The following is a 25,542-nucleotide window of genomic DNA, read 5'->3' on the forward strand; positions in this document are numbered from 1 at the left end:
CGTGGCGCTCAGGCGGTCGGGGCCGGTTCCGGACGGTGGGCGCCGCGCACCACGACCCAGGTCAGCCACAGCACCAGGCCCCACAGCGGCACGCCGAGCACGAGGTGCATGGTGCCGAGCCAGCCGACGTCACCGGCGAGGTACAGCGGCACCTTGACCGCGAGGCGGATCGCGAACAGACCGACCCAGAACCAGCTCGCGATCAGGTAGCGGCGCACCAGGTCGGGGTCCTGGCGCCAGGCGACCATCGCGGCCCAGGGGCTCGGCTCGCTGCCGGCGGAGGCCTCGTCGTCGTCCCGCTCGTCCTCGGTGCGCGCCCCGCCGGACAGGTCGGAGAACCCGGTCCGGACGGCCTCGACGAAGAGCCCGACCAGCGGCCAGCGCACGGCGATCGAGACGAGGAACGCCAGCAGGTAGGCGGCGTTGGTCCACAGGCCCACGGCGTAGAAGTCCTCGGCCGCACCGGTGCGCCACGCCCACACGACGCCGACGGCGATGCCCAGCACACCGCCGAGCGCCTGCGTGACCGGGGTGCGCTGCACCAGCCGCGCGACGACGGCGACCAGCGCGGCCGCGCACGACGAGACCAGCGACCACGTCAGGTCCTCGGTGACCACGAACACGACGACGAAGACGAGGCCCGGCAGGATCGCCTCGACGACGCCCCGCACTCCCCCCACGGCGGCGGCGAACGAGAACGTCTCTCCGGTCACCGCACGCATCCCACGGGCGGCGGGCTCGCCGTCGGCCGTCTGCTCGTGCCGACGGGCGTCCAGGGGGTCCTCCGCCATCACTCGCCGGCCCGCGCGCGCAGCTCGTAGCGCGGGTTGAACATGGTGCGGCGGCCGTCGCGGTCGGCGACCATCCCCTCGACGCGCAGGCGGCGTCCGGGCTGGATGCCGGCGATCTGACGCCGTCCCATCCACACGAGGTCGATCGAGCCGGACCCGTCGAACAGCTCGGCCTCGACCGTCGGCACCTCCTGGCGGGGGTGCAGCACCACGGAGCGCAGCACGCCGGTGGCGGCGACGCGGTCGCGGTGGCGGACGTCGACGAGGGGGGTGCAGCCGCTGACGGCGGCGGTGGCGTGGCGTTCCTCGTCGGCCGCGACCGTGTCGGTCGAGGCGAGCGCGGAGCGCACCAGGGTTCGCAGGGACATGGCGGTCACCGGGTCTCGGTGATCTCGGGCCCGCGCTCGAGCGGGTCGAACGACGGCGTCCGCGGCGTGGCGCCCTCGGGCCCGGCGGCGGCTTCCCCGGGCCCCGCGGCCTCGGCCCCCTCGGCACCGTCGGCGCCCGGCTTCTGCGCCTGCTGCGGCAGGGTGAGGGCGAGCAGGTCGCGCGGCGGGCGCGGGCTGCCGTCGCGGACCACGACCACGTTGGCGAACACGGACTCGAGCGGCTTGGCGGCCTCGGCGTCGACGGCGGCGCGTCCGGACAGCACGCCCCGCAGGAACCAGCGGGGCCCGTCGAACCCGATGAACCGCGCGGGGCGGACGGCGGGCTCGCCTTCCTTCGTCGTGGCGGGGATGCGGGCCAGCAGCTCGCGCCCGAACGTGCCCGGGACGTCGTCGACCGTGCCGCCCTGCTTGGTGAGCGACGCGGCGATCTCACCGCGGACCTCGTCCCAGATGCCCTCGGACTTCGGTGCGGCGAAGGCCTGCACCTGCAGCACCGACCCCTTGAGGGAGGCGGCGACGCCGGTCACCTTCTGCGACTTCTTGTCGACCTCCATGCGCAGCTGCAGACCGGGCAGCACGGGCAGCCAGATGGCGCCGAGGTCCACCCGGGGTCCCATGGCGTCGACCTGCGACGAGTCGAACGGACCGCGCGCCTTCGGCTCGGTGGCCGGCTCGGCCGACTCGTCCGGTCCCGTGGCCGCTGCCTCCGCCGAGGCGGGCTCGGTCGCCTCGGCGGCCTCGGTCGCGTTGGTCGACGTCTTGCGCCGGAACAGACCCACCAGGGATCTCCTTGTCTCGTCGATCGGCACGGCGCTCCGCCGGCCGTCTTCCAGGGTAGACCGGTCCGCGAACCGTGAGGGAACGTGCTGGTCAGGCGCCGGTGTGGCCGCCGCTGGAACCGAAACCGCCCGCTCCGCGGTGCGATCCGGGCAGCTTCTGCGCGGTCACGAACCGCGCCCGTTCGACGCGCTGGACCACGAGCTGGGCGATCCGGTCGCCGCGCTCGAGCCGCACCGTCGCGGTCGGGTCTGTGTTGGCGAGGACGACCTTGATCTCGCCGCGGTAGCCGGCGTCCACGGTGCCCGGGGCGTTGACGACCGTGACGCCGTGCTTGGCCGCCAGGCCGGAGCGCGGGTGCACGAACGCCGCGTACCCGTCGGGCAGCGCGATCGCGATGCCGGTCGGGACGACGGCACGCTGCAGCGGGCCGAGCTCGACGTCCTCGGTGGTGGTCAGGTCCGCCCCGGCGTCACCGGGGTGCGCGTACGCCGGCGGGGCGACGCCGTCGTCGAGCAGGGTCACGAGGACGTCGACGGTGCTCCCGTCGGTGTCGGCAGGGGTGGTCTCGGCTGGCACGCGGGCAGCCTATCGGACCTTCCGGACCTGCGATCATGGGGGCATGAACGACGCGCCCGCCCGTCCGGGCAGCCCGACCGGACCCGCTGCGACGCCCCTGTACCGTGAGCGGCTCCTGCCCGGGCCCGGGGCCTGGGTGACCGCCCTGGGGCTCGGGATCCTGGTCGCGGTGCTCGTGCTGCCCCTGGCGCCGCTCGTCGCGCCGGGCGCCGGGGTGCTGGTCGCCGCGGCGACGGTCGCGACCCTGGTGGCGACCGCCCCGGTGATCGAGGTCGGCGACGGCGCGCTGCGGGCCGGTCCCGCCCGTGTGCCGGTGGACGTGCTCGGCGAGGTGACGCCGATCTTCAGCGCCGAGGAGATGCGGGTCGCGCTGGGACCGGAGCTGGACGCCCGCGCGTACGTGTGCCTGCGCAGCTGGGCCCGGACGGGGTTGCGGGTGGACCTGCGCGACCCGGCCGACCCGACCCCCTACTGGCTCGTCTCGACCCGGCGACCCGACGACCTGGCTGCGGCGCTCGACGAGGAGTCGGCGCGGCGCTGAGGCCCGCCGGAAGGGCCCGCCGGTCCCGTCGGAGCAGCCACGGACGGGCCCGGGGACGACGAAGACCGCCACGCCCCGGGGGCATGACGGTCTACCGGTCGGTGCGACGGGAGCGCGGCGTCGTTCGGCTCAGGCCGCGCACTCGGTGCAGACCATCTGGCCCTTCTTCTCGTAGGCCAGCTGGCTGCGGTGGTGCACGAGGAAGCAGCTCGAGCAGGTGAACTCGTCCGCCTGACGCGGCAGGACCCGCACGGCGAGCTCCTCACCGGAGAGGTCGGCACCCGGAAGCTCGAATCCTTCCGCCGCCTCCGTCTCGTCCTCGTCGACGACCCCCGAGGACTTGTCGGAGCGACGGGCCTGGAGCTCCTGGATGGAGTCCTGCTCGTTGTCCTCGTCGTTCTTGCGGGGTGCGTCGTAGTCGGTGGCCATCTGTGGTGTCACGCTCCGTGATCTCGGTGTCGGTACGCGCTGATAATGCGCCTCGCCCGGGTTTTGTTCCCGCTCGGCCCACGGATTGTGCACCATCCGCGACGGGCTCGCGACATGGCACGCTGTCGCGCCGGTCACATGCCCTCTGACCTGCACGAACGGTAGATCCCGGGTGTCCGGTGCGCAAACCGGTCCGCACCCCGGCCGCGACCGCCCGGGCCGGTGCCCGGGGCGACACCGAGACGGCGAGCCGGTGCGATCAGCCCTCGGCGCCGTCGGCCCCGGCGGACTCGAGCAGGCCGACCAGCTCGGCCTGACGCTCGGGGCAGCCGGCCACGGTCATCAGACCGGTGGCGGGCTCGCCGCGCAGCCCGGTCAGCGCCGCACCGGCCTCGACGGCGACCAGTCCCCCGGCCGCGACGTCCCACGGGTTCAGCCCGCGCTCGTAGTAGAGGTCGAGCGCGCCCTCGGCGACGAGGCACAGGTCGATCGCGGCGGCACCCAGCCGGCGGATGTCGCGCACCTGCGGCAGCACCGCGGCCAGCACCTGCGCCTGGTGCGCACGCCGCCCGGCGTCGTAGCCGAAACCGGTGCTGACCAGGCTCGTGGCCAACGAGTCCGCGCGGCGCACCTGCACCGGCTCGCCGTCCCGGTCCGCCCCCTGACCGCGGGCCGCCGTCCAGGTCACGCCGTCCACGACGGAGTGCACGGCGCCGGCCAGCACGGTCCAGCGCGCCGGGTCGGGCTCCCCGGCCACGACGGCGACGGACACCGCGTAGGACGCGACGCCGTACAGGTAGTTGACGGTGCCGTCGATCGGGTCGAGCACCCAGGTCAGCCCGCTGGTGCCCGGCACGTCGTCGCCCTCCTCGCCGAGGATCGCGTCGTGCGGGCGCCGCGCGGCGAGGCGCCGCCGCAGCAGGTCCTCCGACGCGCGGTCCATGTCGGTGACCGGGTCGACGGCGGTGGACTTGGTCGCCGCGACCTCCACGCGGGCGGGGCGACCGCCGCGGACGAGGGCGCCCGCCTCGGCGGCCAGGGAGCGTGCCTGGGCACGCAGGTCGGTGATCTCGGACTCGGTGGGCAGGGCAGCTGCAGAGCTCACGTGTCCATCCTGCCCGATTCGCGGCCCCCGTGGGCCCTGTGGGATCGACGGCACACCGACGCGCCTGCCGCGGGACGCCCGGACCGGGTGGCACCCTCGAACGAGCGGGCCCGCCACGCTGGCGGGCGTGAGGAGGAACCATGGCCGAGCTCGAGCTCGTGACGTTGCACGAGGACGCCGAACGCCTGGTCCTGCGCGACCCGGACGGCGTCGAGCACACCCTGGCGATCTCGGAGGCCCTGCGTGCCGCGGTCCGCCGCGACCGACCCCGCACGGAGGCGCTGCAGGCCGCCGCCGAGGCACCGCTGCGCCCCCGGGAGATCCAGTCGCGGCTGCGTGCCGGGGCCACCGCCGAGGATCTCGCCGCCGAGTCCGGGCTGCCCCTGGAGCACGTGCGCCGCTACGAGTGGCCCGTGGCCGCGGAGCGGGACCACGTGGTCGCGCGCGTGCGTGACCACCGGGTGGACACCGAGAAGGAGGTGACCCTCGGCGAGCTCGCGGACGCACGGCTGGCCGCCCGGGGGGTCGACGCGCAGGAGGCGTCGTGGTCGGCGCGCCGCGACGGCAACGCGCCGTGGCGCGTCTCGGTGCACTTCTCGGCCGGGGGGCGCGAGCGCGACGCCGAGTGGTCGTTCGACCCCAAGGGTCGCGTGGTCACCGCCCTGGACGACGAGGCGCGCTGGCTCGGCCAGCCGGACGACCCGGTCTCCCCCGAGATCCTCGGCGTGCCGTCCCGGCTCGAGTCCGGGCGTGCGCCCGCGCCGGAGCCGCACCCGGCGCAGGACGCCACCGCGGCCCTGCTGGACGACCTCGCGGGACGGCGCGGACAGCGCCCGCAGCGCAGCCGCCCGGAGCGCGGCCCGCAGGACGACGAGCTCCCGCTCGGTCTGCAGTCCCCGCCGGTACCCGCGCCCGCCGAGGCGACCGGGGCGAGCGTCGTCGACCTGGGTGCCCGACGCAACGCCCAGCGGACGGGTCCTGACGCGAACGCCTCGGCGGGCTCCCCCGGGGACGCGCCCGCGGAGGTGTCGTCGCACCGGGGGAAGGACTCCGACGGCGGGGACGTCGCGGAGGCCGAGGGGTCGCCGAGCGACGCGCCGGCCCGCAAGGCCGCCGCACCTGAGGTCTCCGGACCCGAGGCTCCGCGACCCGTGGCCGCCGACGCCGAGTCCTCCGCCGCGGACGCGACGGACGCGACGGACACGCCGAGCACCCCGCCCGGTCCCGTCCCGGCAACGCAGGGCAGGGCCGCCGACGAGGCCGCGCCGACGTCGGACGCCGGGCCTGTCCCGACCGCCGGGTCGGCGCCCCGTCCGGGACCGGCGGCGCGCCGCAACGCGCGCAAGGGCCGGGCGCAGATGCCGAGCTGGGACGAGATCGTGTTCGGCGGCGCACGCCCGTCCTCCTGAGGACTCAGGGCACGGGGCGCGGCACGGCTCAGCGCACGTCGAGCATGGTGTCCGACGCCGGTGCCAGCCGCCGGGCGGCGTCGGCGGTCATGCGGCGCATGTGGTGACGGCGGCACAGCACCTCGTAGGCGACGTCCGCCCCGGCGGCGACGTCCCCGACCACGACCTGGTCGCCCTCGACGACCATGACGCCGTCGACGGTGCGGGCGTTGTGGGTGGCTCGCGCCCCGCACCAGCACAGCGACTGGACCTGCAGCACCTCGATCCGGTCGGCGAGCTCGACGAGGCGCGCCGAGCCCGGGAAGAGACGCGTACGGAAGTCGGCGGTGATCCCGAACGCGAACACGTCGATCTCGTTCTCGTCGACCAGCCGGGCGAGCTGCTCGACCTGCTCGGGCGAGTAGAACTGCGCCTCGTCGCACACCAGGTAGTCGACCAGGTGGCCCTGGCGGCGTTCGGCGCCGATGACCTCCCAGAAGTCGGTGTCGTCGTCGACCTCGCGGGCCTGGACCTCGAGGCCGAGGCGTGAGGAGAGCCGCGCGACACCGGCCCGGTCGTCCCGGGTGAAGATCAGCCCCTGGCGGCCCCGGGCGCGGTGGTTGTGGTCCGTCTGCAGGGCCAGCGTCGACTTGCCGCTGTCCATGGTCCCGGAGAAGAAGACGAGCTCGGCCATGCGGTGATCCTTCCAGATGCCCGGGGGTCGCGGCGTGCCCGTTCAGGCGCGAGCGGCCCTGGCGGCGCGCGCCCGGCGTACCGCGTGCGGCAGGACGGCGACCAGCGGCAGCGCCGAGGCGCCGAGCGCCCCGCTGAGGCCGACGCCCTGGGCGACGACACCGACGCCGAGCGACCCGGCCCCCGTGCCGCCGTCGTAGGCGATGTTCCAGGCGGCGCTGGCCGTGCCGTGCCCCTGCGGGCCGGCCTCGCGGAACATGAGCACGAGCGTGTCGTTCTGCAGCGCGCCGAAGCCGACGCCGTACAGCAGGCCCGCGGTCATCGCGACGACGACGGCGAGCGCCCCGGTGAGCGTGCCGGCCGCGAGGGCGATCCCGAGCGTCCCGACGGTGCACGCCCCGATCCCGAGCGGCAGCAGCGGGCCGACGCCCTCGGAGTCGGCGCGCACGCCGGCCCACCAGCGTCCGACGGTCATGGTGAGGCTGATCGCGAGAAGCACGAGGGAGGCCGTCGTGGCGGGGAAGGCCAGCGGCACGAACGAGGTGGCGCCGCCGAACGCGCACGAGGCGACGAGCAGCAGCACGCCGGAGCCCGCGAGCGTGCGGTAGCGCACGGGGCCGGCCGCCGGCCCGACGGCGGCGAGACCGGTGCCGTCGTCGGCCCCGGCGGCGCCGGGCATGCCCATATCGGACCCGTCGGGGTCGGGCGAGGTGGCCGTGCGTCCGCTCTCGTGGATCGCGAGCGTCACGAGCGCGCCGAGCACCGAGGCGGCGCCGGCCACGGAGAAGACGACGCCGAAGCCGACGTGCTCGGCGGCCCACACCCCGACGGGCAGCAGGAGCGCCTGCGGCACCCCGATCGCGACGCCGTAGGCACCCAGGCCGCGGCCCCGTCGTTCGGGCGGCACCAGCTCGGCGACCAGGGCGCTGCCGGCGACGACGAACATGCCGAACCCGATGCCGCGCACGGCGGAGACGACGAGCACCCAGCCGATCCCCGTGGACAGCAGGTAGGCGAAGGTCGGCACGCCGAGCAGCAGACCGCCGATGACGGAGGCCCGCCGCAGGGTCAGGACGCGCAGGAGTCGCGGCATGGCGAGCTGGACGGCGACGGTGGCGCCCATCATGACGCCGGTGGTGGCACCGACCGCTCCGGAGGCGGCACCGCCGGAGGCCGCCCACAGCGGCACCACGGACAGCAGCGGCGCGAACCCGGCGAACGCCGACGCCGTCGCCCACAGCAGGAGGCGGAAGTCGCGGGTCATCGCGTCCCCTCGGCCACGAGCAGGGGGACGATCATCTCCTCCGGTGTCAGGGACCCGTGCACGCCGGGCATGTGCCGCGCGGCGGCGGGATGCAGGCGGGAGTCGACGACGGTGGCGCGCCCGCGGGCGGCGACCAGCACGTCGCCGACGGCGGGCAGGACGTGGTCGGCGACGGGTCCGAACCAGCCGGCCTTGATCGCGGCGTCCCGGGTCACGACGAGCGCGTCGTCACCCAGCCCCCCGGCCCACCGGTCCGCGACCGCCGCCGTGTCCGCGCCGGGTGTGGCGTACACGTGCGTGAACCGGGGTTCGCCGCCGAGCAGGGCGACGTCGCGGGCGAGCTCGGGGCGCTCGGCGACGTCGTGCTGGCGGGTCAGGTTGGAGGTGATCTGGCCGTGGTCGGCGGTGACGAGCACGAGCGTGCCGGCGGGCAGGGACCGGACGAGGCGGCGCAGCTCGGCGTCGGTGGCTTCGAGGGCGTCGCCCCACTGCCAGGAGTCGGGGCCGTGCTGGTGGCCGGTCTTGTCGACGTCGCCCTGGTAGAGGTAGACGAGCCCGGGGTCGCGCAGGGCGGTCACGGTGGCGTCGACCCGGTCGGCGAAGGTCTCGGCGCCGACGTAGCGGGGGCCGCGCAGGGCGGCGCGCGTCATGCCGGACCCGGCGAACTTGCGCGGGCCGGGGGCGACGACGGTGGTCGCGGCGCCGACCTGTTCCAGGACGGTGGGCTCGCGCTGCAGGTCGGCCGGGTCGGTGCGCAGCGGCGCCGCGGTCTTGGTGCCCGGCCGGTAGGGGTCGGACTGCTCGGTCCAGGAGACCATGGTGGCCAGTCCCCCGGTGGCGGGGTTGCGCTGGGTGTACCCGAGCAGGCCCGTGCACCCGGGCGGGGTGCCGGTGCCGAAGGTGGCCAGGGCCGCCGCCGTCGTGGAGGGCACGCTGGAGGTCAGCGACCGGGCGTCGGGCAGCAGGCCGCGCAGGAACGGGGCGTGCCCGCCGCGTTCGGAGAGGTTGTGCAGCCCGAGCCCGTCGACGAGGACGACGACGGCGCGGCGGACGGACGGCAGGCCGAGCGCCCGCGCGATGTCCGGGGAGCGCAGTCCCGTGGACGTGGTCAGGTCGAGTCCGAGCGCGCCGGCGACGGCGGGCAGCACGGCGGCGAGGGAGTCCTCGGCGTACGACGGCGCGACGAACCCGGCGGGCAGGGTGGGCGACGCCGTCATCGACGCGGGCGCCCGCCGACGCCGGTGGCCGCGGAGAGCTGCCGGGCGAACGCGGCGGCCCGTCGCACGGCGTCGGACCCCTCGGCGGCGTCGCTGACCCGCACCACGACGTCGTCGGGGGTGATCTGGCCGGTGAGGCCGTGGTCGGCCTCGCAGTTCGGGTCCCCGCACTGCGCGGGTTCGAGGTCCACGCGCGAGATGCTCCCCCAGCCGATGGCGAGCGTGAGCTCGGCGGCGCTGTCCCCGGGACGGTGCTCGGCGGGTTCGGCGACGACGTGGGTGAGCGCGACGGAGCGGATCTCCCCGAGCGGCACGGCCTCGGTGGTGGCGGCCGCCGAGGAGGGGTTGGCGGCGTCACCCTCGTGGTCGTCGACGTGGGCGGCGACCAGCCGGGTGGGCGTCAGGGCCAGGACGGTCAGGTGGCGACGGACCTGGGAGTCGAACGTGGTCTCCGCCTGGACCAGGTGGGCCAGCACGGACTCGTCCGCGAGCGCGACGTCGAGGACGTCGGTCACGAGGTCCGGGTAGTAGCCGGCACGGTAGACGTGCGCGGTCAGCTCGTCGCGGAGGTTCTTTCCGGTGGTCGCAGAAGGCACCAGGGCATTGTCCCACTGTTCGCGCCGCCGGCGGAGTCGGTAGCGGGCGGCTGTGAACGGCCTCGGCTCTACCCGGGCAGCGCGCGGCGCAGCGTGTCGGCGCGGCGGCCCGCGGGGCGCAGCCGGACGTCGGCGTGCAGCACGGAGGCGCCGTGCTCGGCGACGACGACGGGGTACAGCTCGAGGGCGGCGAGCTCGGGCAGGTCGTCGGCCATGACCGCCACGCGGGCGAGGACGTCCTCGAGGGCGTCGACGTCGGCGGGCGGGGTGCCGCCGTACCCGTAGAGGCGCGGGGCGGCCCGCACGGTGGAGATCATGGCGGCGACGTCGACGTCGGTCAGCGGCGGGATGCCGTGGGCGACGTCGTCGAGCAGGTCGACGGCGTCGCCGGCGAGCCCGAAGGAGACCATCGGGCCGAACAGCGGGTCCTCGGCGGAGCGGACCACGCAGGCCACGCCGGCGGGAGCCATGGCCTGCACCTCGAACTCGGGGGCGTCGTCGCCGAGCACGGCGGTGGCCACCGCTGTCAGGCGGGCGACGTCCTCGCGCAGGTCCTCGGCGTCGGCGATGTCGAGCCGCACTCCCCCGAGGTCGGAGCGGTGCCGCAGGCCGGGCGAGGCGCTCTTGAGGGCGACGGGCCAGCCGACCTGGTCGGCGGCGGCGACGGCCTCGTCGGCGGTGCGGACCCGGCGCGCGGCCCAGAGGCGGATGCCGTAGCAGTCGAGCAGCTCGGCGGCCTCGGGGACGGTGAGCTCGCGGCCGGAGCCGTCGGCGAGCCACGACTCGACGAGCCGGCGGGCCCGCCGGGGGTCGACGCCGTCGGGTTCGACGTGGTGGCCCCGGGGCGCCTCGCGGCGCTCGGCGTGCTCGACGACCTTGCCGAGCGCGACGACGGCGTCCTCGGGGGTGGAGAACGCCGGGATGCGGGTCTCCCCGCCGTCGGGGCCGGTGGCGGCGAGCTCGTCGGGCATGCCGTGCAGGCCGAGCATGGAGGCGACGGTGGTGCGGCCGCTGCGGGCGGCCGCCTCGGCGACGGCCCGGGCGATCGCCCCGGTGCGGGGCTGGACCACGGGCACGTCGACGGCGACGACGGCGTCGCACGCACCCGGTGCGTACAGCGCGTCGACGGTGCGGGCGATATCGGTCTCGTGGGCGTGGGGCGGCAGGTAGTCGCTGGAGGCCGCCACCTCCAGGCCCGCGGAGGCCGCGGCCTCGGCGACCAGGGCGGCCAGCGCCGCCGAGGAGGCGAGGATGCCGACCCGGTTGCCGGACGGCAGCGGCTGGTGGGCGAGCACCTGGGCGACGTCCATGAGCTGGTGGGTGTTGTCGGCCTGGATGACGCCGGACTGGCGCAGCAGCTCGTCGAGCAGGCGGCGCGGCGCCCGGGTGGCGCGGACGGCGTGCCCCGGCGGGACGACGTGCCCGGAGCGCCCGGCGGTGGTGACCACGACGGGCTTGCTCGCCGACAGGCGCCGGGCGATGCGGGAGAACTTGCGCGGGTTGCCGATGGACTCCAGGTACAGGCACACGACCTGGGTGGCGTCGTCGTCCTGCCAGTACTGCATGAGGTCGTTGCCGGACACGTCGGCGCGGTGGCCGGCGGAGACCAGCGACGAGACGCCCAGGCCGCGACGCTCGAGCGTCGCCGTCAGGGTGACGGCGGCGGCAGCGGACTGGCAGAACAGGCCGATGACGCCGGGGTGCGGCGCCCGCTCGGCGAGGCTGGCGCGCAGCGCGTTGCCGGGGGTGGTGGTCAGCAGCCCGTAGGACACGGGGCCGACCACCCGCATCCCGCCGGAGTGCGCGGCGCGCACCAGCTCGCGGCGCCGCTCCAGCCCGTCGGGGCCGGACTCGGCGTACCCGCCGGAGAGCACGACGACGCCGCGAGCGCCCGTGCCGTGCAGGCGCCGCACGGCGGTCAGCGCGTCACCCGGCGCCACGGCCAGCACGGCGAGGTCGACGCCGGTCACCTGCGCCCAGCCGTCCAGACGTGTCACCGCCTCGGGGACGTCGCCGGGCGGGTCGAGGACCAGCAGCTCGGTGTCCCCGGGGTCCTCGGCGTGGGCGTCCAGGACGCGGCGGGCCAGCAGCGCCTCCGGGGTGCCGTCGTCGGACCCGGGGCCCACCAGCAGGACGCGGCGTGCGGACAGCAGTCCCGCCATCGAGCGTGCCTCGGTGCGGTGCTCCCGGTCGGCCATGACGGCACGGGACTTCTCGGTGGGGTCCAGGTCGATGCCGACGGAGACGAACCCGTCGTCCAGGTGCTGGCTGATCTCGTACCCGGCGTCCCGGAAGACGCCCAGCATCGACCCGTTCTGCGGCAGCACCTCCGCGGTGAAGCGGCGCACGCCGCGTTCGCGGGCGGCCACGGCCACGTGCTCGAGCAGCACCGAGGCCAGGCCCTTGCCTTGCAGGGCGTCGGAGATGTTGAACGCCACCTCGGCCTCGCCGTCGCCGATGACGTCGAAGCGCGCGACGCCGAGGATGTCCTCGCGCTCGCCGCCGTCCTCGTCCTGCCCGGGACGGACCGCCACCAGGGCGACCCGGTCGCGGTGGTCCACCTCGACCAGCCGGCGCAGCTCACGGTCCGTCAGACGCGCGATCGGCGCGAAGAAACGCATGTACGTGGACCGCTCCGACTGGCCCGTGTGGAACCGCTGCAGCGCGTCGGCGTCCTCGGCGCGGATGGGGCGCACGTGCATGGTGCTGCCGTCGCGCAGCACGACGTCGGCCTCCCACTCCACGGGGTAGTCGGCGTGCGAGGAGTCCATCGCAGCAGGTTAACCGCTGGGGCCGACGTCCACCGGACGTCCAGCCGCGTCAGCGCACGCACAGGTGCGGCCCAGCGGCACGGCAGGTGCGCGCACCACGGTGGGACCACCGGAACAGTTCCGGGTCGGAAGGAGCCAGCACCATGAAGCGTCGATTCCTCCGCCGCACCGCGGCCGGCACCGTCCTCGCCCTGTCGGCCCTGGGCGCCGGCAGCGCCGCCGCGGCGACACCGGCGACGTCGTCCGCGTCGACGTCGGTCGTCCAGGTGGCGCCCTCCTCGACGCTCGCGGCGCCGACCGCCCGCGTGACCCGGGCGGTCACCTCCCGGCCCGCCCGGGACGAGGAGCTGACCGACGTGCTGCAGACGCTCGTCGACGACGGCGCGCTGTCCAGCGAGGAACGCGACGCCATCGCGGCCGACGTCGCCCGGGCCGCCCAGTCGTCCGGCGACGACGGCACCGCGCCCGCCGACGCCGACGAGCGGCTCTTCGACCTCGACGCCGCTGCTCGCGTCATCGGCACCGACGCGGCATCGCTGGCTGCCGCGCTCAGCCAGGACGGCGCCACTCTCGCCGACGTGGCCCAGGAACACGGCGTCACGGTCGGCGCACTGGTGACCGGACTGACCGCGGCCGCGGCCGAGCATCTCGACGTCGCCGCGGCCCAGGGGCTCATCGAGGAGCGCGAGGCCGAGGAACGCCGAGCGGCGCTGTCGGCCGTGATCGCCGACGCCGTGCAGGCCGAGTACCCGGACCCCGTCCGCGGGAGCACGGCGGACACCGTGTGAGTCCTCCCGCAGCGTCACACGGACGTCGAATGTCTTGACACGGCGAGACCGCCCCCGGACCGTAGATCCAAGAGCTCGCAGCGAGAGGCGTGGCCATGTCCCCGACGAAACCCTCACCACCCGGATCTCCGGAGCCCGCGGTCACCTGCGACGCGAGCGGCATGGCCCAGATCCACCGCTACTTTCGCGCCGGCTTCGGCGAGGCGCCAGAGCTGGTGCGCGGGGTCGCCCCCGGAGACGTCTCCCACGCGACAGCCGTGTCCGAGCAGCTCTGGTTGCTGTCGACGGCGCTGCACACCCACCACGAGGGCGAGGACGAGCGCCTGTGGGACGTGCTCGCGTCCCGCGCCCCCGCGTGCGCCCTGCACGTCGAGCGGATGAAGATCCAGCACGCCCAGATGCTCGAGCACCTCGCCGAGCTCGACACCGCCCTGCCGGCCTGGAGGGCGAACCCTGCTGCGGATACCGCCGGCACCGTGCTGAGCGCTCTGGACGGCATCAACGCCGCCCTCGCCGAGCACCTGCCTGACGAGGAGCGGGAGATCGTGCCGGTGATGGAGACCACCCTCACCCAGGAGGAGGTCGACTGGTTCAGCGAGCACGGCAGGCGTGCGACTCCGCGCGGGCACCTGTGGACCCAGCTGGGAGGCATCATGGCGGCGCAGCCCGACCCCGACGCGTGGCTGCGAGCGCACCTGCCGGCACCCGTCCGGCTCATGTGGCGCGCGGTGGGGCGGCGGCGCTATGCGGCGCAGCGCGCCGGCCTGCGCCGCCCAGCCTGAGCCTCGGGCTCGCCAGGCCGCTCGACCGGCACTCCCGCCTGGCCCGCCGGACGGCCCGCCTGCGCGGTGCGCGCCCGCGCTGGCGCTACGCTGTCGAACGTCCGTACGCGGCCGCCGTGCCGCCGTCGGGCCTCACGTCCACGCCGAGGATCACCAGGGAGCCGCACCGCATGGCGCGCAAGAAGGCCGCACCCGTCGCCGACGAGCCGTACGACGAGACCATCGTCGACATCGACGTCGCCTCGGAGATGGAGACGTCGTTCCTCGAGTACGCGTACTCGGTGATCTACTCGCGCGCCCTGCCGGACGCGCGCGACGGCCTCAAGCCGGTGCACCGCCGCATCCTGTACATGATGGCGGACATGGGCCTGCGGCCCGACCGCCCGTACGTGAAGTCCTCGCGCGTGGTCGGCGAGGTGATGGGCAAGCTGCACCCGCACGGTGACGGCGCGATCTACGACGCGCTGGTGCGCCTCGCGCAGGACTTCTCGATGCGGCTGCCGCTGGTGGACGGGCACGGCAACTTCGGTTCGCTCGACGACGGTCCGGCCGCTCCCCGGTACACGGAGGCCCGCAGCGCGACGGCCGCGACGGCGATGACGCGCGGCCTGGACGAGGACGTCGTCGACTTCGTCCCGAACTACGACAACAAGCTCACCCAGCCGGAGGTGCTCCCGGCGGCTATCCCGAACCTGCTGGTCAACGGGGCGTCCGGCATCGCGGTGGGGATGGCCACGAACATGCCGCCGCACAACCTGGTCGAGGTGATCTCGGCGGCGCAGCACCTGCTGGCGAACCCCGAGGCGTCGCTGGACGACATCATGCGGTACATCCCGGGACCGGACCTGCCCACGGGCGGCAAGATCGTGGGGCTCGACGGCGTCCGGGACGCCTACCGCACGGGTCGCGGCTCGTTCCGCACCCGGGCCACCGCGCGGATCGAGAACGTCACCGCGCGCCGCAAGGGCATCGTCGTCACCGAGCTGCCGTACACGGTGGGCCCGGAGAAGGTGATCGAGAAGGTCGCCGACGGCGTGAAGAACAAGAAGATCCAGGGCGTCACCAACGTCCAGGACCTCACGGACCGCACCCACGGCATGCGCCTGGTGATCGAGGTCAAGACGGGGTTCGACCCGGACGCTGTGCTGGAGCAGCTCTACCGGACCACGCCGCTGGAGGACTCCTTCGGCATCAACAACGTGGCGCTCGTGGACGGGCAGCCGCGCACGCTGGGGCTGGTGGACCTGCTGCGCGTGTGGGTGGACCACCGCGTCGACGTGGTGCGCCGCCGGTCGACGTTCCGCCTCGGCAAGCGCCGTGACCGCCTGCACCTGGTCGAGGGTCTGCTGGTCGCGATCCTGGACATCGACGAGGTCATCCAGGTGATCCGGTCCTCGGACGACGCCGGTGCGGCCCGCGAGCGCCTGCAGTCGGTGTTCGACCTGTCCGAGCCGCAGGCCTCCTACATCCTGGACCTGCAGCTGCGCCGCCTGACCAAGTTCTCGCGGATCGAGCTGGAGTCGGAGAAGTCGGAGCTGGAGGCGGAGATCGCCGAGCTCGAGGCCATCCTGGCCGACGAGGCGCGGCTGCACGGCGTCGTCTCGGACGAGATGGCGGAGGTCGCGGCCACGTACGGCACGCCGCGCCGCACGGTGCTGCTGGACTCGGCCGGGGGCACGGCGTCGTCGGCGGCGTCGGTTCCGGCGCGCGGCAAGAAGGCGCCGGCCCTGGACCTGGAGATCAAGGACTCCCCCACACGTGTGCTGCTGTCGGCGACGGGTCTGCTGGCCCGCACGTCGGGCGAGGGCGCGGACGCTCCGGTGGAGCGGGCGGGTCGCCGCCACTCGCACGATGCGCTGCGCGGTGACGTCGCGGCGATGACGCGTGCCGACGTCGGGCTGATCACCTCGGCCGGGCGGTTGCACCGGCTCGCCGTGATGGAGCTGCCGGCGTTGCCGGCCACGGACGGTCCGCCGTCGTTGTCGGGCGGGGTGCCGGTCTCGGAGATGGTGTCGCTGGAGCCCGGCGAGCAGGCGCTGGCCGTGGTGTCGCTGGCGGAGGACGCCCCGACGGTCGCGCTCGGCACCCGGCAGGGTGTCGTGAAGCGGGTGGCGGCGGGCGACGCGCCGAAGAACGGTGACGTGTGGGACGTCATCGGCCTCAAGGACGGCGACGCCGTGGTGGGCGCGGCGACGGCGGCGGAGGACGACGAGCTGGTGTTCCTCGCCTCGGACGCGAGCCTGCTGCACTTCGACGCCTCGCTGGTGCGGCCGCAGGGCCGCGCGGCGGCGGGGATGGCGGGCATCCGCCTGGGTGCCGGGCAGCGTGTGGTGTTCTTCGGTGTCGCGCGGGCCGGGACCCGCGACCTGCACACCGTGGTCACCGTGGCGGGCACCGGCGGCGCGCTGCCGGGCACGGGCGGCGGGTCGGTGAAGGTCACCCCGTACGAGCTGTACCCGGGCAAGGGCCGCGGCACCGGCGGGGTGCGTGCCCACCGGTTCCTCAAGGGCGAGGACGAGCTGGTCCTCGCCTGGGTGGGCGAGGGTCCGGCGCGCGCGGTCGGCTCGGGCGGCCAGCCGGTCGAGCTGCCCGAGAGCAACACGCGCCGCGACGGGTCCGGCACTCCCCTGCCGGGTCCGGTGGCGGCGATCGGGTGACGGGTCGCGCCACGGCCCGTCCGACGCCGGTCGCGGCGGCGGTGCTGACGGTGGCCGTCGTGCTGCTGGCCGGGTGCGGGGCGGACAACGGCGCGACGACGGCGGTACCGGCGTCGGACGCGTCGCCGTCGGACGCTTCCTCGGCGGACCCGGCACAGGCTGCCTCTCCCGAGCCGGCGAGCGCTGCCGACGTCTCGGAACCACCGGCCGAGGACGACGGCAGGGCCGACGGCGGTGACGAGCCTGATGTCGACGCCTTCTGCGCGACGGCGGCACCCGCCCTGCGGGTCGTGGACCGCGAGGTGATCGGCTCGACCGAGCACGTCGAGATGCTGGAGGCGGTCAGCACCTCTGCCGCCGAGGACCTGGGCGACGACGACCTCGCCGCCGACGTCGCGGACCTCGCCGAGCACTACGCCGCAGACGTCTCCCCCGCCGACCCGGAGTCGCAGAACTTCGACGCCTTCCCCACGCGCGTCCAGGAGCTCGCGCTGGACGTGCAGGAATCGGTCACCGACCTGTGCTGAGAGTCGTCCGGCCTCAGGTCGTCGTCTCCGGCGGCTGGTAGGCGGCGTCAGCCAGGCGTCACCGCGGGCTCGGCCTTCGCCCGCCCCCGCGCCGTCAGACGCAACCAGGTGCGTGGATGAGCGCGGATCCACCATTGACGTACCCGGATGTCGCCGGCCGACTCCAGTGCGGCGACCTGGTCGTCGAACATGGCGGTGCCCACCGGGACAGCACGGTGGACGACCTCCCGCTCGGCCTCGTCCACCGTCGTGAGTGCGGTGATGATGCGGTCCCGCACCTGATCAGCGGCCTGTGGGGCAGCCGTCGGACGGTCCCCCGCGCGGGAGTGCGGTGCGGTCGACGGCTGCGCGCGTCGGATGAGCCACCCCGCCGTCGCGGCGGGTGCGGCGACGAGTGCGCCGAGTGCGGCCGAGAGCACCGGGGAGAGGGCTGTCGCGTCGAAGAACGCGAACTGCGTCCAGATCGCCACCCACAGGACGCAGGACAGGAGCGAACCGATGAGGTCCGTCCGGCGCGCATGCCGCGGCGTAGCGCGGATGCCAAGTTCACGCCACCAGGACACAGCAACGAGGACGGTAGCGATCGGTATGCCGATCCCGCTGAGCCCCGCGTCGCCCTGGCCGGCGACAAGGGCGACCACAGCGCCCGCGACGCAGCCCAGCAGTGCGACAGACCAGCCGTACACCATGCGGTCGCGCGCGGAGGCGTGGCACTGGTGGTCCGCGTCGTCGCTCCTGTGTTCCGGTGCCATCACTGCAGGCTAGAAAGCCCCCAGCCGCAGGGGCAAGGACCGATACGGAACGCCGTCGGACGCGCCGTCGTCCGCTTCTGCGGAGGTGGACGTGTCGGAGGCACCCTCGCCGAGCCCACGAGCGGTCACCGACCTGTGCTGAGCAGCTAGCCTCAGGTCGTCGTCTCCGGCGGCTGGTAGGCGGCGTGCAGCTCGCGCTCGCGGGCGTGGCGCGGGAAGAAGATCGCCACCAGCACGGCACCGATCAGCACGGCCGCGATGCCCGCGAGATAGGCCCACTGGTCTCCCGCGAGGAACGCCTCGCGGGCCGCCGAGGTGATCTGGTCGGCGTACTGCGGGTAGCGGGCGGCGATCGCCTCGGCGCCGGCGAAGGACTTCTGCAAGGCGGCCTCGGTGGTCGCCGTGACCTTCGACCCGTCGGGTGAGCTGCTGATCTGCGCGGCGATGGACCCGGAGTACCCGGACGCGAGCAGCGAGCCGAACACCGACTGCATGATCGCGCCGCCGAGGTCGCGCTGCAGGTCCGCCGTCCCGGACGCCATGCCCACGCGCTGCACCGGGACCGAGCCCGTGAGCGAGTTGGACGCCGGGGTGCCCGAGAGTCCCACGCCGACGCCGACCAGGAAGTACCCGAGCCCGACGGGCCAGTAGGCCGCGTCCTCGGTCCACAGCAGGAGCATCACGAGGAAGCCGGCCAGCACGAACACGTAGCCGCTGAGCATGGTGACCCGCGACCCGTAGCGCACGACGAGCGTGGCCGACCGGGGCGCGACGAGCACCATGCCGACGGCGCCCGGCAGGATCGCCGCCCCGGCGGCGACGGTGCTGTACCCGAGGACGTTCTGCATGTACTGCTGGCCCACGTACATCGCGCCCATGAGTGATCCGAAGATCACGAGCCCGGCGACGGCCGCCACCCAGAACGTCGGCCGGGCGGCGACGCGCAGGTCGTACAGGGGTTTCGCGGTGCGCAGCTGACGCAGGACGAACCCGGTGCCCGCGACGAGAACCACGCCGACGAGGATCGCGATGACGACGCCCTCGCCCGGCAGCACGGTGAGATTGATGGCCATGACCAGCGACCCGACGAGCAGCACGGACAGCACGCCGCCCAGGTGGTCGACGGGCTCGGTGCTCTCGTTGACGTGGGAGGGAACCACGATCCACGCCAGGACCAGGGCGAAGACCGCCAGCGGGATCGTCAGCAGGAACACCGACCCCCACCAGAACTCGGTGAGGACCCAGCCGGCGGCCAGCGGCCCGAGCGCCGCGAACGCGGCACCGATGCCGGACCACAGGGCGATCGCCCGCGTCCGCGCCTGCCCCGACCAGAGGGCCGAGACGAGTGCGAGCGTCGTCGGGAACGCCATGCCGGCGCACAGCCCGCCGCCGACCCGAGCGAGGAAGAGGATCTCCGTCGACGGCGCCCACGCGGCCAGGAGGCTGAACGGGACAGCGCCCGCGGTCCCCAGCAGCAGCAACGCCGTGCGGCCGTACCGGTCGCCGACCGCGCCGAGGTAGAGCACCGAGGCCGACAGTCCTAGCGAGTAGCCCACCGCGATGAGGTTGAGGTCCACCTGCGAGGCGTCCAGGGCGTCACCGATGTCCGGCAGGGCGACGTTCGCCACGGCGAGGTTCAGGTTGGCGACGGCCGCGACGAGGATCAGCGCCGCCAGGACGATGCGGCGCGGCGCGGCGTCGGTGGCGGTGCTGGTGGCGGACGACGACTGCCCGGGGCTGCCGTCCTGGGCTCGGCCCATAGGGCGAGGCTAGGCAACCACCGCCCCGCTCACACGGCGAGCGCGCCCGGTTCACCCTGCCGACGCCTTGTACGCTCCGGACGCCACCGCGGTCAGCGCTCCACGGCGGCGGCGATCACCTCCGCCAGATCGACCGGACGGGTGAACATCGGCCAGTGCCCGGTGGGCAGGTCGACGATCTCGTAGTCGCGGTGCCGAGCCAGCTCGGCGACGTACGGGTGACCCTGGGTCATGAGGTCGCGCAGCACCTCGGCCGACATCTCCGAGGCGATGACGGTGGTGGGCACGTCCAGCCGGGACTCGTCGTCGCTGAGCCGGTGCGGTGCGCGCACGGTCCCGCCGGGCTGTGGGATCGCCCGTGCCCGGAACTCTGCGCGCAGCTCGTCGGTGAGCCCGGTCAGCGACGCCTCATCGAGCTCCTCCCACGGCGGGAGATGGTGGTCGACGACGTCGGCGGGCAGGTCGGCGTTCAGCGCCTGCCCGTCCGCGAGCGGCCCGGAGTCGACGTACACGACCCGGCGGACACGGCCCGGCCGAGCGTCCGAGGCCGCGTAGACCAGCGGGCCGCCGGCCGAGTGCCCCACGAGCACCACCTCGGCGTCGTCGGGCAGCGCGTCGATCGCGGCCAAGACGGCGTCTACGTGGTCGGCGAGCGTGATACCCGAGCGGTCGGCGTCCACCGACTCCATGCCGGGCAGGGTCAGCGGATGCACGGTGTGCCCTGCTGCGACGAGCGGCGGGGTGACGGCGTCCCACGCGGACGCGTCCAGCCAGAAGCCTGGAACCAGGATGATGTCCATACCTTGAACGTAGATGTGGCCTCCGACACAGCAGTCGGGCCCGGCTGTCGTGATGGGATCGAGCCGTGACCGCGTACGAGTTCTCCGCCGACCCCGCCCGCCTCGACGTCGACTGGGTCCACGCGATCCTGTCCACGACGTTCTGGGCCCGTGGGCGCTCCCGCGCCACCATGGACACCGTCATCGCGGCGTCGCGCAACTACGCGATGTACGCCGACGACGGCGCCCAGGTCGCCTATGCCCGCGCCGTGACGGACGGAGCGACCTTCGCCTGGGTGGCGGACGTCGTCGTCGACCCGGCTCACCGCCGCCAGGGGCTCGGCACCCGGATCGTCGACGGCCTCATGGCCGACCTGGAGGGCCTCGGACTCAAGCGTGTGCTGCTCAAGGCGTCGCCGGACGGCCACGAGCTCTACCGCCGGGCGGGCTTCGACACGCTCGACGAGCCGGAGACCTGGCTGGGCCGACGCCTGCGGTGAGGGCCGCGACACCCCGTAGCACGCAGCCTCCGGCAGCGAGCCGGGTGGGAGAATTCGACCATGCGCCTGAGCACCGTGGACGAGCTGCTAGAGCTGCTGGACGGCGTCGTCGCCGCGCACGAGCGCGGGGACCGTACCGCGCGGGGCGCCGAGGACTTCTGGCGGCGGATGCTCACCGGTGAGGGGCACCCGCTGAACACGTCCCTGCCGGACGAACCCCTGGTCGACTGGCACGCTCGCGGCCTGCTCGGCAACCTCTCGGGGGCACGCGTCCTCGACGTCGGCTGCGGCAACGGCCGCAACACCGCCTGGTTCGCCGAGCACGGTGCGACGGCGACCGGGCTCGACCTCGCGACCGACCTGCTGGACGCGATGCGACCGACCATGCCCGACGGCGCCACCCTGCGGTCGGTGGACGTGCTGCGGGAGGACCTGCCCGCGGGTCCGTTCGACCTCGTCTACGACTCCGGCTGCTTCCACCACCTGGCACCGCACCGCCGGATCACCTACCTGGAGCGGATCCTGCCGCTGGTGGCTCCCGGTGGCCGGTACGGCATCGTGGCGTTCGCCCAGGAGCGTCAGCCGAGCCCCGACGACACCGCCGTGCTGACCACCGGGGACACCGCCGGCGGCACGTCGTTCACGCTCGAGGACCTGTCCACGATCTTCGGCACGGTCCTCGACCAGGTCGAGGCGCGCCCCGTGCGCGACGACCGGCCCGGCACGCTCGGCGCCGACTTCCTCAACGCCGCGCTCTTCCGCCGCCCCGACTGACCACGCCGGCCACGATGAGCGCCTGGCCGAGCACGTAGGTGGCCATCACCCAGAACCCGGACGCGGGCGGGACGAAGTCGGCGAATGCTCCGAGCGCGATGAGCGCGTCGGAGAAGAGGAACAGCAGCCCGCCGACCCAGGTGAGCCGGTGCACGCCAGTGGCGAGCACGGCCATCGCGGTCAGGCAGGCGGCATAGACCACGACGGCGAGCGACAGCAGTCCCGACGTGCCCGGCAGGCACAGGGTGACCAGCGTGATCGCCAGGAACCCGTACACCGCGCCGGCCGCCGGGTGCAGGTGGAGCACCGACTCGCGCCAGAAAGGCCGGAACGCGACGGCGTAGACGACCTGCGCGCACAGGAACCCGCCGACCATCGCGAGGAAGGCCGCGTCGCCCGTGAAGAAGTCGGGCAGCACGTCACCGACCCAGGAGAAGCCGAGCGCCAGCAGGACGAGACGCTCGAGGCGCGACCGGGGTGCCGCCGTCGTGCACCACAGCACGGCCGCGAGCGCCGGCATGAGGAACCACTGGGAGGTCTCGGCGAGCGTGGCGGCGCCGAGGAGCTGCGCGGCGAGGTTCGTGGCGGTGGCGGCGCCGAGCACGACGAGCGCCACGAGGGCGCTGCGGGACAGCCGGGAGCGCTGATCAGGGACGACGTCGGTCACGGGGCGCAGCGTAGCGCCTCCTACAGCTCGATCGACAGCATCGTCGAGGAGGTGGTGACTTCGTAGCCGAGGCTGGCGTACATCCCGTGCGCCCCGGACGGGTTGGCGGTGTCGACGTCGAGGGCGGCGTACTCCATCTCGTCGTTGACGAAGGCGCGCATGCCGGCGGCCAGCGCGGCGAGGCCGGCGCGGCGTCCGCGGTAGGCGCGGCGGGTGCCGAGCAGCTCGGTGTAGCCGAACGTGTAGCCCTTGACGGCGAAGTCCTCGGTGAACTTGGACGCCATCTCGTAGGCGACGACGAGGGGTTCGCCGGCCTCCAGGGCGGCTGCGGTCTCGGCGTCGGTGTCGGGGTCGGCGAGCAGCGCGGTGACGTCGGGGGCGTCGTCGACGACGACGAACGACCACTGCGGCATGAACGCGGTGCGGCCGGTGCGCCACTGCTCGGGCGTCTGCGGTTCGCTGCCCCAGTGGTCGCGGAAGGCGTCGTTGTGGGCCAGGCGGGTGGCCTCGTCGAGCTCGTCGCTGAAGGGGACGACGCGCAGTCCGCCGGCGGGCCTGACGTCGGGCAGGGGCTGGGCGGCCAGGTCGCGCAGGTCGCGGCGCAGTTCCGTGTAGTACCGGCGCGGTGCGAACCCGGCGGCCTCGATGATGCGACGCTTGGCGGCGGGACCGTCGTCCTCGACGAACACGCCGAGGCGGGCAGGCAGGTCCTTGCCGGACTCGGCGAGCACCTGGCGGCCGCGGGCTACCTGCCAGGCGAAGAGTTCCCGGCCGATCCCCTGCCAGCGCACGGTCGGGTGGACGCCGCCGAAGAGGAAGGCGCGCATGGTGCGGGTGTCGCCGGGCTGGGACTCGACCATCGCGTACGCGAGCATCCGGCCGTCGTCGTCCAGGCCGACGATCGAGTCGACGTCGAACCGGCGCCAGGGCGCGGCGAACAGCTCGGTGATCTCCTCGAGGCTCTCGCGGTAGGGCTCCTTGTCGGCCGCGGCGATGGTGTTGCGCAGCTCGAGCAGTGCCGGGACGTCGTCCGCGGTAGCGGGGCGCCACGTCAGACCGCCCGCCGTGATCGCGGGCAGCGTCTCGGGTGCGGCGGCGCGCTCGGCGATCGGAGCGAGGCTCGGGGTGGTCGTGGCCATGACAGGAGAGTAGGTCTCACCCGGTGTGCGCCGCACCCCCATTTGCGCTGACTGTGTGCTGGCGCCGAGCGGATAGCCGGTCCCTTCAGGAGGTGGAAGCGGCGCCGCAGAGCAACTCCAAGGATTGCGCGCGGCGTCGCCGAGTCGCGACGGCTTCACGGACTCCTGGCTACGATCGGGACCATCAGACCTGAGGGCACCGGCAACTGGATCCTGCCGATCGTCGTGTTCGCCGTCGTCCTCGCGATCTCCCTGGGCTCCGGCACCGACGAGGTGCTCTCGGTGGTCGCCGCGGCGGTGGCCTTCGCGCTCACTCTCGGATTCGTCGTCCTGCTCGATCGCTGGCGGTCAAGCAAGACTCGCTAGATCGCGCTCGGCGTGGCACGTGGTGGGCGCGGGAGCCGCGTCACCTGCGCACGGAGATCAAGAGCGCTTCTCCGCGCGCGGAACCCTCACGACAAGGTGCGCGTCGCGCGCCGTCCCCGTCGATGCGACATAGGCCCGCCTGGGCGCCCTGCCCAAAAGGAGCCCGAGTCACGGCTCGTGGTGAAAGGTGATGCGCATCAGCCGGCTGCTGGCCCAGTCTTCGAGCCGAGTCGGCCGGATGGTGCCTGGGTCGTGGGGCTGGTTGAGATCCTCGACGATCGCAGTCAGGACGGCCTGACGTTCGGCGGGGTCGGTCACCGGCGTGGCGCGCGCGGGCAGGTCTCTCCTGATGCCGTTCTTCAGGTGGAAGGTGAAGTCGGGCTCGGCGAGCAGGTTCGCGTGCCAGTCGGTCGCACCTCCCCCGGCACCGCTGCACAGGTAGGTGGCGCCGAGAGCTCGGTAGAAGAAGATCTCGATGCGGTGCATCGTGCCGGTGCGGCGGCCCCGTGTCGTGATGTCGATGATGCGTTCGCGGGTACCCGCGGCTGGGGTGATCTCGATCGCTCGCCGGAGGCGGTCGGGCAGGTGAGCCAGGGACGCGTCTGGCTCCCGGCCGCTCGCCCCGGTCGGGTGCGGGACGCTCATGCTGCCTCCGCCTGGAGAGCGGGGCCGAGTTGGAGTCCACCGTCGATGACGTATTCAGACCCGGTGATGAAGGACGCCTCGGGTGAGGCGAGGAACAGCAGGAGCCGGGTGACGTCGGCCGGTTCTCCGAGCCTGGGGACGGCGAACGGCTCGGGCGAGTAGAAATCGGCGATGGCGGCGCCGGCTCCTGCTGCTGGTTCGTGGATGAACGGGGTCGCGATCACGCCGGGGTGGATGGTGTTCACGCGGATGCGGTCGCGGCCGAGCTCGAGCGCAGCAGTCTGCGTGAGACCACGCAGGGCCCACTTGCTGGCGACGTAGGGCGCGTAGTGGGCCGTGCCGCCCAGCCCCATGGTCGAGGCGATGTTCACGACGGCCCCTTCTGTTGACCGGCGCAGCGCGGGGACGGCGGCCTTGATGCCGAGGAAGGCTCCGGTGAGGTTGACGTCCAGGATGCGCGACCACGTGGCCTGATCCGTGTGCTCGATCAGCGCAGGCGGATTCTGGACACCGGCATTGTTGACGAGCACGCTCAGCCCGCCGAAGGCGCGTTCGGCGGTTGTCACGGCAGCGGACCACGAACTCTCGTCGGTGACGTCGAGGTGCGCGAAGCGGGCGCGGTCCCCCAGCTCGTCGACGAGGGCGTCGCCGCGTTCGGCGTCGATCCCGCCGATCACCACGTTCGCTCCTTCCGCATGGAAGGCCCGTACGTGACTGGAGCCCTGGCCACCGGTCCCACCGGTCACGAGGACAGTCTGGTTGTCGAAGCGGTGCATCAGGTTCTCCTTCGATGCGGGGCCGGATGCCCGGAGTCAACGCGGGCGACCGGCAGCCTGATGGTGAGTCAATCGACTCACCTCTCTTCG

General features: G+C 74.1%; 27 protein-coding genes. 9 read left to right on the forward strand and 18 right to left on the reverse strand.

Going from position 1 to position 25,542, the window contains the following annotated elements; genetic code table 11:
* Positions 1 to 8: 8 nt before the first annotated feature.
* The 4 genes from HDG68_RS05175 to dut form a co-directional block, all read right to left on the reverse strand.
* Complete coding sequence (locus tag HDG68_RS05175) at positions 9 to 791, reverse strand: DUF3159 domain-containing protein (protein WP_246253566.1); 783 nt, start codon at positions 789 to 791, stop codon at positions 9 to 11.
* Positions 791 to 1,159: an OB-fold nucleic acid binding domain-containing protein gene (locus HDG68_RS05180; protein ID WP_172149918.1), complete on the reverse strand. Its 369-nt coding sequence runs from the start codon at positions 1,157 to 1,159 to the stop codon at positions 791 to 793. The genes HDG68_RS05175 and HDG68_RS05180 overlap by 1 nt, the downstream gene beginning before the upstream one ends.
* Positions 1,160 to 1,164: 5 nt before the next feature.
* Positions 1,165 to 1,959, reverse strand: coding sequence for a DUF3710 domain-containing protein (locus tag HDG68_RS05185; protein WP_172149920.1), 795 nt, complete (start codon positions 1,957 to 1,959; stop codon positions 1,165 to 1,167).
* A gap of 91 nt (positions 1,960 to 2,050) precedes the next feature.
* Entirely contained in the window at positions 2,051 to 2,536 is a 486-nt protein-coding gene (gene dut / locus HDG68_RS05190) for a dUTP diphosphatase (protein ID WP_172149922.1), read from the reverse strand.
* A gap of 43 nt (positions 2,537 to 2,579) precedes the next feature.
* Here dut and HDG68_RS05195 point away from each other — a divergent pair, with 43 nt between their 5' ends.
* Positions 2,580 to 3,077, forward strand: coding sequence for a DUF3093 domain-containing protein (locus tag HDG68_RS05195; protein WP_172149924.1), 498 nt, complete (start codon positions 2,580 to 2,582; stop codon positions 3,075 to 3,077).
* Between the two features lie 129 nt (positions 3,078 to 3,206).
* Here the strand turns inward: HDG68_RS05195 and HDG68_RS05200 are convergent, their stop codons facing one another.
* On the reverse strand, positions 3,207 to 3,506 hold the full coding sequence (locus tag HDG68_RS05200; RefSeq protein ID WP_172150359.1) for a DUF4193 domain-containing protein: 300 nt from the start codon (positions 3,504 to 3,506) through the stop codon (positions 3,207 to 3,209).
* A gap of 259 nt (positions 3,507 to 3,765) precedes the next feature.
* Complete coding sequence (locus tag HDG68_RS05205) at positions 3,766 to 4,611, reverse strand: inositol monophosphatase family protein (protein WP_172149926.1); 846 nt, start codon at positions 4,609 to 4,611, stop codon at positions 3,766 to 3,768.
* Between the two features lie 140 nt (positions 4,612 to 4,751).
* Between HDG68_RS05205 and sepH the strand changes: the two genes are divergently transcribed.
* Complete coding sequence (sepH, locus tag HDG68_RS05210) at positions 4,752 to 6,020, forward strand: septation protein SepH (protein WP_172149927.1); 1,269 nt, start codon at positions 4,752 to 4,754, stop codon at positions 6,018 to 6,020.
* A 28-nt stretch (positions 6,021 to 6,048) separates the two neighbouring features.
* Here the strand turns inward: sepH and HDG68_RS05215 are convergent, their stop codons facing one another.
* The 5 genes from HDG68_RS05215 to HDG68_RS05235 all read right to left on the reverse strand — a co-directional run bounded on the left by HDG68_RS05215 (position 6,049) and on the right by HDG68_RS05235 (position 12,540).
* Positions 6,049 to 6,693 (reverse strand): thymidine kinase, encoded by a 645-nt coding sequence (locus HDG68_RS05215; protein WP_172149928.1) that lies wholly within the window; start codon positions 6,691 to 6,693, stop codon positions 6,049 to 6,051.
* 42 nt (positions 6,694 to 6,735) lie between these two features.
* A complete protein-coding gene (locus HDG68_RS05220; protein WP_172149929.1) occupies positions 6,736 to 7,956 on the reverse strand; it encodes an MFS transporter in 1,221 nt (406 codons plus the stop codon).
* Complete coding sequence (locus HDG68_RS05225) at positions 7,953 to 9,173, reverse strand: alkaline phosphatase family protein (RefSeq protein WP_172149930.1); 1,221 nt, start codon at positions 9,171 to 9,173, stop codon at positions 7,953 to 7,955. The genes HDG68_RS05220 and HDG68_RS05225 overlap by 4 nt, the downstream gene beginning before the upstream one ends.
* Positions 9,170 to 9,769, reverse strand: coding sequence for a DUF5998 family protein (locus HDG68_RS05230; protein WP_172149931.1), 600 nt, complete (start codon positions 9,767 to 9,769; stop codon positions 9,170 to 9,172). The genes HDG68_RS05225 and HDG68_RS05230 overlap by 4 nt, the downstream gene beginning before the upstream one ends.
* 68 nt (positions 9,770 to 9,837) lie before the next feature.
* A complete protein-coding gene (locus HDG68_RS05235; RefSeq protein ID WP_172149932.1) occupies positions 9,838 to 12,540 on the reverse strand; it encodes a bifunctional acetate--CoA ligase family protein/GNAT family N-acetyltransferase in 2,703 nt (900 codons plus the stop codon).
* 143 nt (positions 12,541 to 12,683) lie between these two features.
* On the opposite strand from HDG68_RS05235, the gene HDG68_RS05240 reads away from it, so the two are divergent.
* The 4 genes from HDG68_RS05240 to HDG68_RS05255 all read left to right on the forward strand — a co-directional run bounded on the left by HDG68_RS05240 (position 12,684) and on the right by HDG68_RS05255 (position 17,294).
* Entirely contained in the window at positions 12,684 to 13,328 is a 645-nt protein-coding gene (locus HDG68_RS05240; protein ID WP_172149933.1) for a hypothetical protein, read from the forward strand.
* A 161-nt stretch (positions 13,329 to 13,489) separates the two neighbouring features.
* Positions 13,490 to 14,110, forward strand: a complete 621-nt coding sequence (locus HDG68_RS05245; RefSeq protein WP_246253568.1) for a hemerythrin domain-containing protein — start codon at positions 13,490 to 13,492, stop codon at positions 14,108 to 14,110.
* Positions 14,111 to 14,280: 170 nt separating this feature from the next.
* Complete coding sequence (locus tag HDG68_RS05250; RefSeq protein ID WP_172149935.1) at positions 14,281 to 16,767, forward strand: DNA gyrase/topoisomerase IV subunit A; 2,487 nt, start codon at positions 14,281 to 14,283, stop codon at positions 16,765 to 16,767.
* Positions 16,764 to 17,294: a hypothetical protein gene (locus HDG68_RS05255; protein WP_172149937.1), complete on the forward strand. Its 531-nt coding sequence runs from the start codon at positions 16,764 to 16,766 to the stop codon at positions 17,292 to 17,294. Before HDG68_RS05250 ends, HDG68_RS05255 begins: the two co-directional genes overlap by 4 nt.
* A 47-nt stretch (positions 17,295 to 17,341) precedes the next feature.
* Here HDG68_RS05255 and HDG68_RS05260 read toward each other — a convergent pair whose 3' ends face one another.
* The 3 genes from HDG68_RS05260 to HDG68_RS05270 all read right to left on the reverse strand — a co-directional run bounded on the left by HDG68_RS05260 (position 17,342) and on the right by HDG68_RS05270 (position 20,606).
* The gene (locus HDG68_RS05260) at positions 17,342 to 18,046 is read right to left on the reverse strand and encodes a transcriptional regulator (RefSeq protein WP_172149938.1); all 705 of its coding nucleotides are present in this window, start codon (positions 18,044 to 18,046) and stop codon (positions 17,342 to 17,344) included.
* Positions 18,047 to 18,198: 152 nt separating this feature from the next.
* Entirely contained in the window at positions 18,199 to 19,806 is a 1,608-nt protein-coding gene (locus HDG68_RS05265; protein WP_172149940.1) for an MFS transporter, read from the reverse strand.
* 92 nt (positions 19,807 to 19,898) lie between these two features.
* Positions 19,899 to 20,606, reverse strand: a complete 708-nt coding sequence (locus HDG68_RS05270) for an alpha/beta fold hydrolase (protein WP_172149942.1) — start codon at positions 20,604 to 20,606, stop codon at positions 19,899 to 19,901.
* A 65-nt stretch (positions 20,607 to 20,671) separates the two neighbouring features.
* On the opposite strand from HDG68_RS05270, the gene HDG68_RS05275 reads away from it, so the two are divergent.
* Positions 20,672 to 21,085: a GNAT family N-acetyltransferase gene (locus tag HDG68_RS05275; RefSeq protein WP_172149944.1), complete on the forward strand. Its 414-nt coding sequence runs from the start codon at positions 20,672 to 20,674 to the stop codon at positions 21,083 to 21,085.
* A 60-nt stretch (positions 21,086 to 21,145) separates the two neighbouring features.
* Complete coding sequence (locus HDG68_RS05280; protein ID WP_172149946.1) at positions 21,146 to 21,859, forward strand: class I SAM-dependent methyltransferase; 714 nt, start codon at positions 21,146 to 21,148, stop codon at positions 21,857 to 21,859.
* Here HDG68_RS05280 and HDG68_RS05285 read toward each other — a convergent pair.
* Together HDG68_RS05285 and HDG68_RS05290 are read right to left on the reverse strand one after the other, a co-directional pair.
* Positions 21,828 to 22,526 (reverse strand): lysoplasmalogenase family protein, encoded by a 699-nt coding sequence (locus HDG68_RS05285; RefSeq protein WP_172149948.1) that lies wholly within the window; start codon positions 22,524 to 22,526, stop codon positions 21,828 to 21,830. The two genes, HDG68_RS05280 and HDG68_RS05285, sit on opposite strands and share 32 nt — an antisense overlap.
* 20 nt (positions 22,527 to 22,546) lie before the next feature.
* Positions 22,547 to 23,665, reverse strand: a complete 1,119-nt coding sequence (locus HDG68_RS05290; RefSeq protein ID WP_172149950.1) for a GNAT family N-acetyltransferase — start codon at positions 23,663 to 23,665, stop codon at positions 22,547 to 22,549.
* Between the two features lie 225 nt (positions 23,666 to 23,890).
* Here HDG68_RS05290 and HDG68_RS05295 point away from each other — a divergent pair, with 225 nt between their 5' ends.
* Positions 23,891 to 24,031, forward strand: coding sequence for a hypothetical protein (locus tag HDG68_RS05295; RefSeq protein ID WP_172149952.1), 141 nt, complete (start codon positions 23,891 to 23,893; stop codon positions 24,029 to 24,031).
* 168 nt (positions 24,032 to 24,199) lie between these two features.
* On the opposite strand, the gene HDG68_RS05300 is transcribed toward HDG68_RS05295, so the two are convergent.
* Together HDG68_RS05300 and HDG68_RS05305 are read right to left on the reverse strand one after the other, a co-directional pair.
* Positions 24,200 to 24,676 carry a PNPOx family protein gene (locus HDG68_RS05300; protein ID WP_172149954.1) on the reverse strand — a complete coding sequence of 159 codons (477 nt, stop codon included), beginning with the start codon at positions 24,674 to 24,676 and terminating at the stop codon, positions 24,200 to 24,202.
* On the reverse strand, positions 24,673 to 25,452 hold the full coding sequence (locus HDG68_RS05305; protein ID WP_172149956.1) for a glucose 1-dehydrogenase: 780 nt from the start codon (positions 25,450 to 25,452) through the stop codon (positions 24,673 to 24,675). The genes HDG68_RS05300 and HDG68_RS05305 overlap by 4 nt, the downstream gene beginning before the upstream one ends.
* Positions 25,453 to 25,542 lie beyond the last annotated feature (90 nt).

Source organism: Isoptericola chiayiensis (genome assembly GCF_013149805.1).
In the GTDB taxonomy this organism is placed as follows: Bacteria; Actinomycetota; Actinomycetes; order Actinomycetales; family Cellulomonadaceae; genus Isoptericola; species Isoptericola chiayiensis.

Excerpts from the sequence above, each read along its gene's own strand:
- HDG68_RS05175 (WP_246253566.1), bottom strand. The coding sequence starts at position 791 with ATGGCGGAGGACCCCCTGGACGCCCGTCGGCACGAGCAGACGGCCGAC.
- HDG68_RS05180 (WP_172149918.1), bottom strand. The coding sequence starts at position 1,159 with ATGTCCCTGCGAACCCTGGTGCGCTCCGCGCTCGCCTCGACCGACACG.
- HDG68_RS05195 (WP_172149924.1), top strand. The coding sequence starts at position 2,580 with ATGAACGACGCGCCCGCCCGTCCGGGCAGCCCGACCGGACCCGCTGCG.
- HDG68_RS05200 (WP_172150359.1), bottom strand. The coding sequence starts at position 3,506 with ATGGCCACCGACTACGACGCACCCCGCAAGAACGACGAGGACAACGAG.
- sepH (WP_172149927.1), top strand. The coding sequence starts at position 4,752 with ATGGCCGAGCTCGAGCTCGTGACGTTGCACGAGGACGCCGAACGCCTG.
- HDG68_RS05215 (WP_172149928.1), bottom strand. The coding sequence starts at position 6,693 with ATGGCCGAGCTCGTCTTCTTCTCCGGGACCATGGACAGCGGCAAGTCG.
- HDG68_RS05220 (WP_172149929.1), bottom strand. The coding sequence starts at position 7,956 with ATGACCCGCGACTTCCGCCTCCTGCTGTGGGCGACGGCGTCGGCGTTC.
- HDG68_RS05225 (WP_172149930.1), bottom strand. The coding sequence starts at position 9,173 with ATGACGGCGTCGCCCACCCTGCCCGCCGGGTTCGTCGCGCCGTCGTAC.
- HDG68_RS05235 (WP_172149932.1), bottom strand. The coding sequence starts at position 12,540 with ATGGACTCCTCGCACGCCGACTACCCCGTGGAGTGGGAGGCCGACGTC.
- HDG68_RS05240 (WP_172149933.1), top strand. The coding sequence starts at position 12,684 with ATGAAGCGTCGATTCCTCCGCCGCACCGCGGCCGGCACCGTCCTCGCC.
- HDG68_RS05245 (WP_246253568.1), top strand. The coding sequence starts at position 13,490 with ATGGCCCAGATCCACCGCTACTTTCGCGCCGGCTTCGGCGAGGCGCCA.
- HDG68_RS05250 (WP_172149935.1), top strand. The coding sequence starts at position 14,281 with ATGGCGCGCAAGAAGGCCGCACCCGTCGCCGACGAGCCGTACGACGAG.
- HDG68_RS05260 (WP_172149938.1), bottom strand. The coding sequence starts at position 18,046 with ATGGCACCGGAACACAGGAGCGACGACGCGGACCACCAGTGCCACGCC.
- HDG68_RS05265 (WP_172149940.1), bottom strand. The coding sequence starts at position 19,806 with ATGGGCCGAGCCCAGGACGGCAGCCCCGGGCAGTCGTCGTCCGCCACC.
- HDG68_RS05270 (WP_172149942.1), bottom strand. The coding sequence starts at position 20,606 with ATGGACATCATCCTGGTTCCAGGCTTCTGGCTGGACGCGTCCGCGTGG.
- HDG68_RS05280 (WP_172149946.1), top strand. The coding sequence starts at position 21,146 with ATGCGCCTGAGCACCGTGGACGAGCTGCTAGAGCTGCTGGACGGCGTC.
- HDG68_RS05290 (WP_172149950.1), bottom strand. The coding sequence starts at position 23,665 with ATGGCCACGACCACCCCGAGCCTCGCTCCGATCGCCGAGCGCGCCGCC.
- HDG68_RS05300 (WP_172149954.1), bottom strand. The coding sequence starts at position 24,676 with ATGAGCGTCCCGCACCCGACCGGGGCGAGCGGCCGGGAGCCAGACGCG.
- HDG68_RS05305 (WP_172149956.1), bottom strand. The coding sequence starts at position 25,452 with ATGCACCGCTTCGACAACCAGACTGTCCTCGTGACCGGTGGGACCGGT.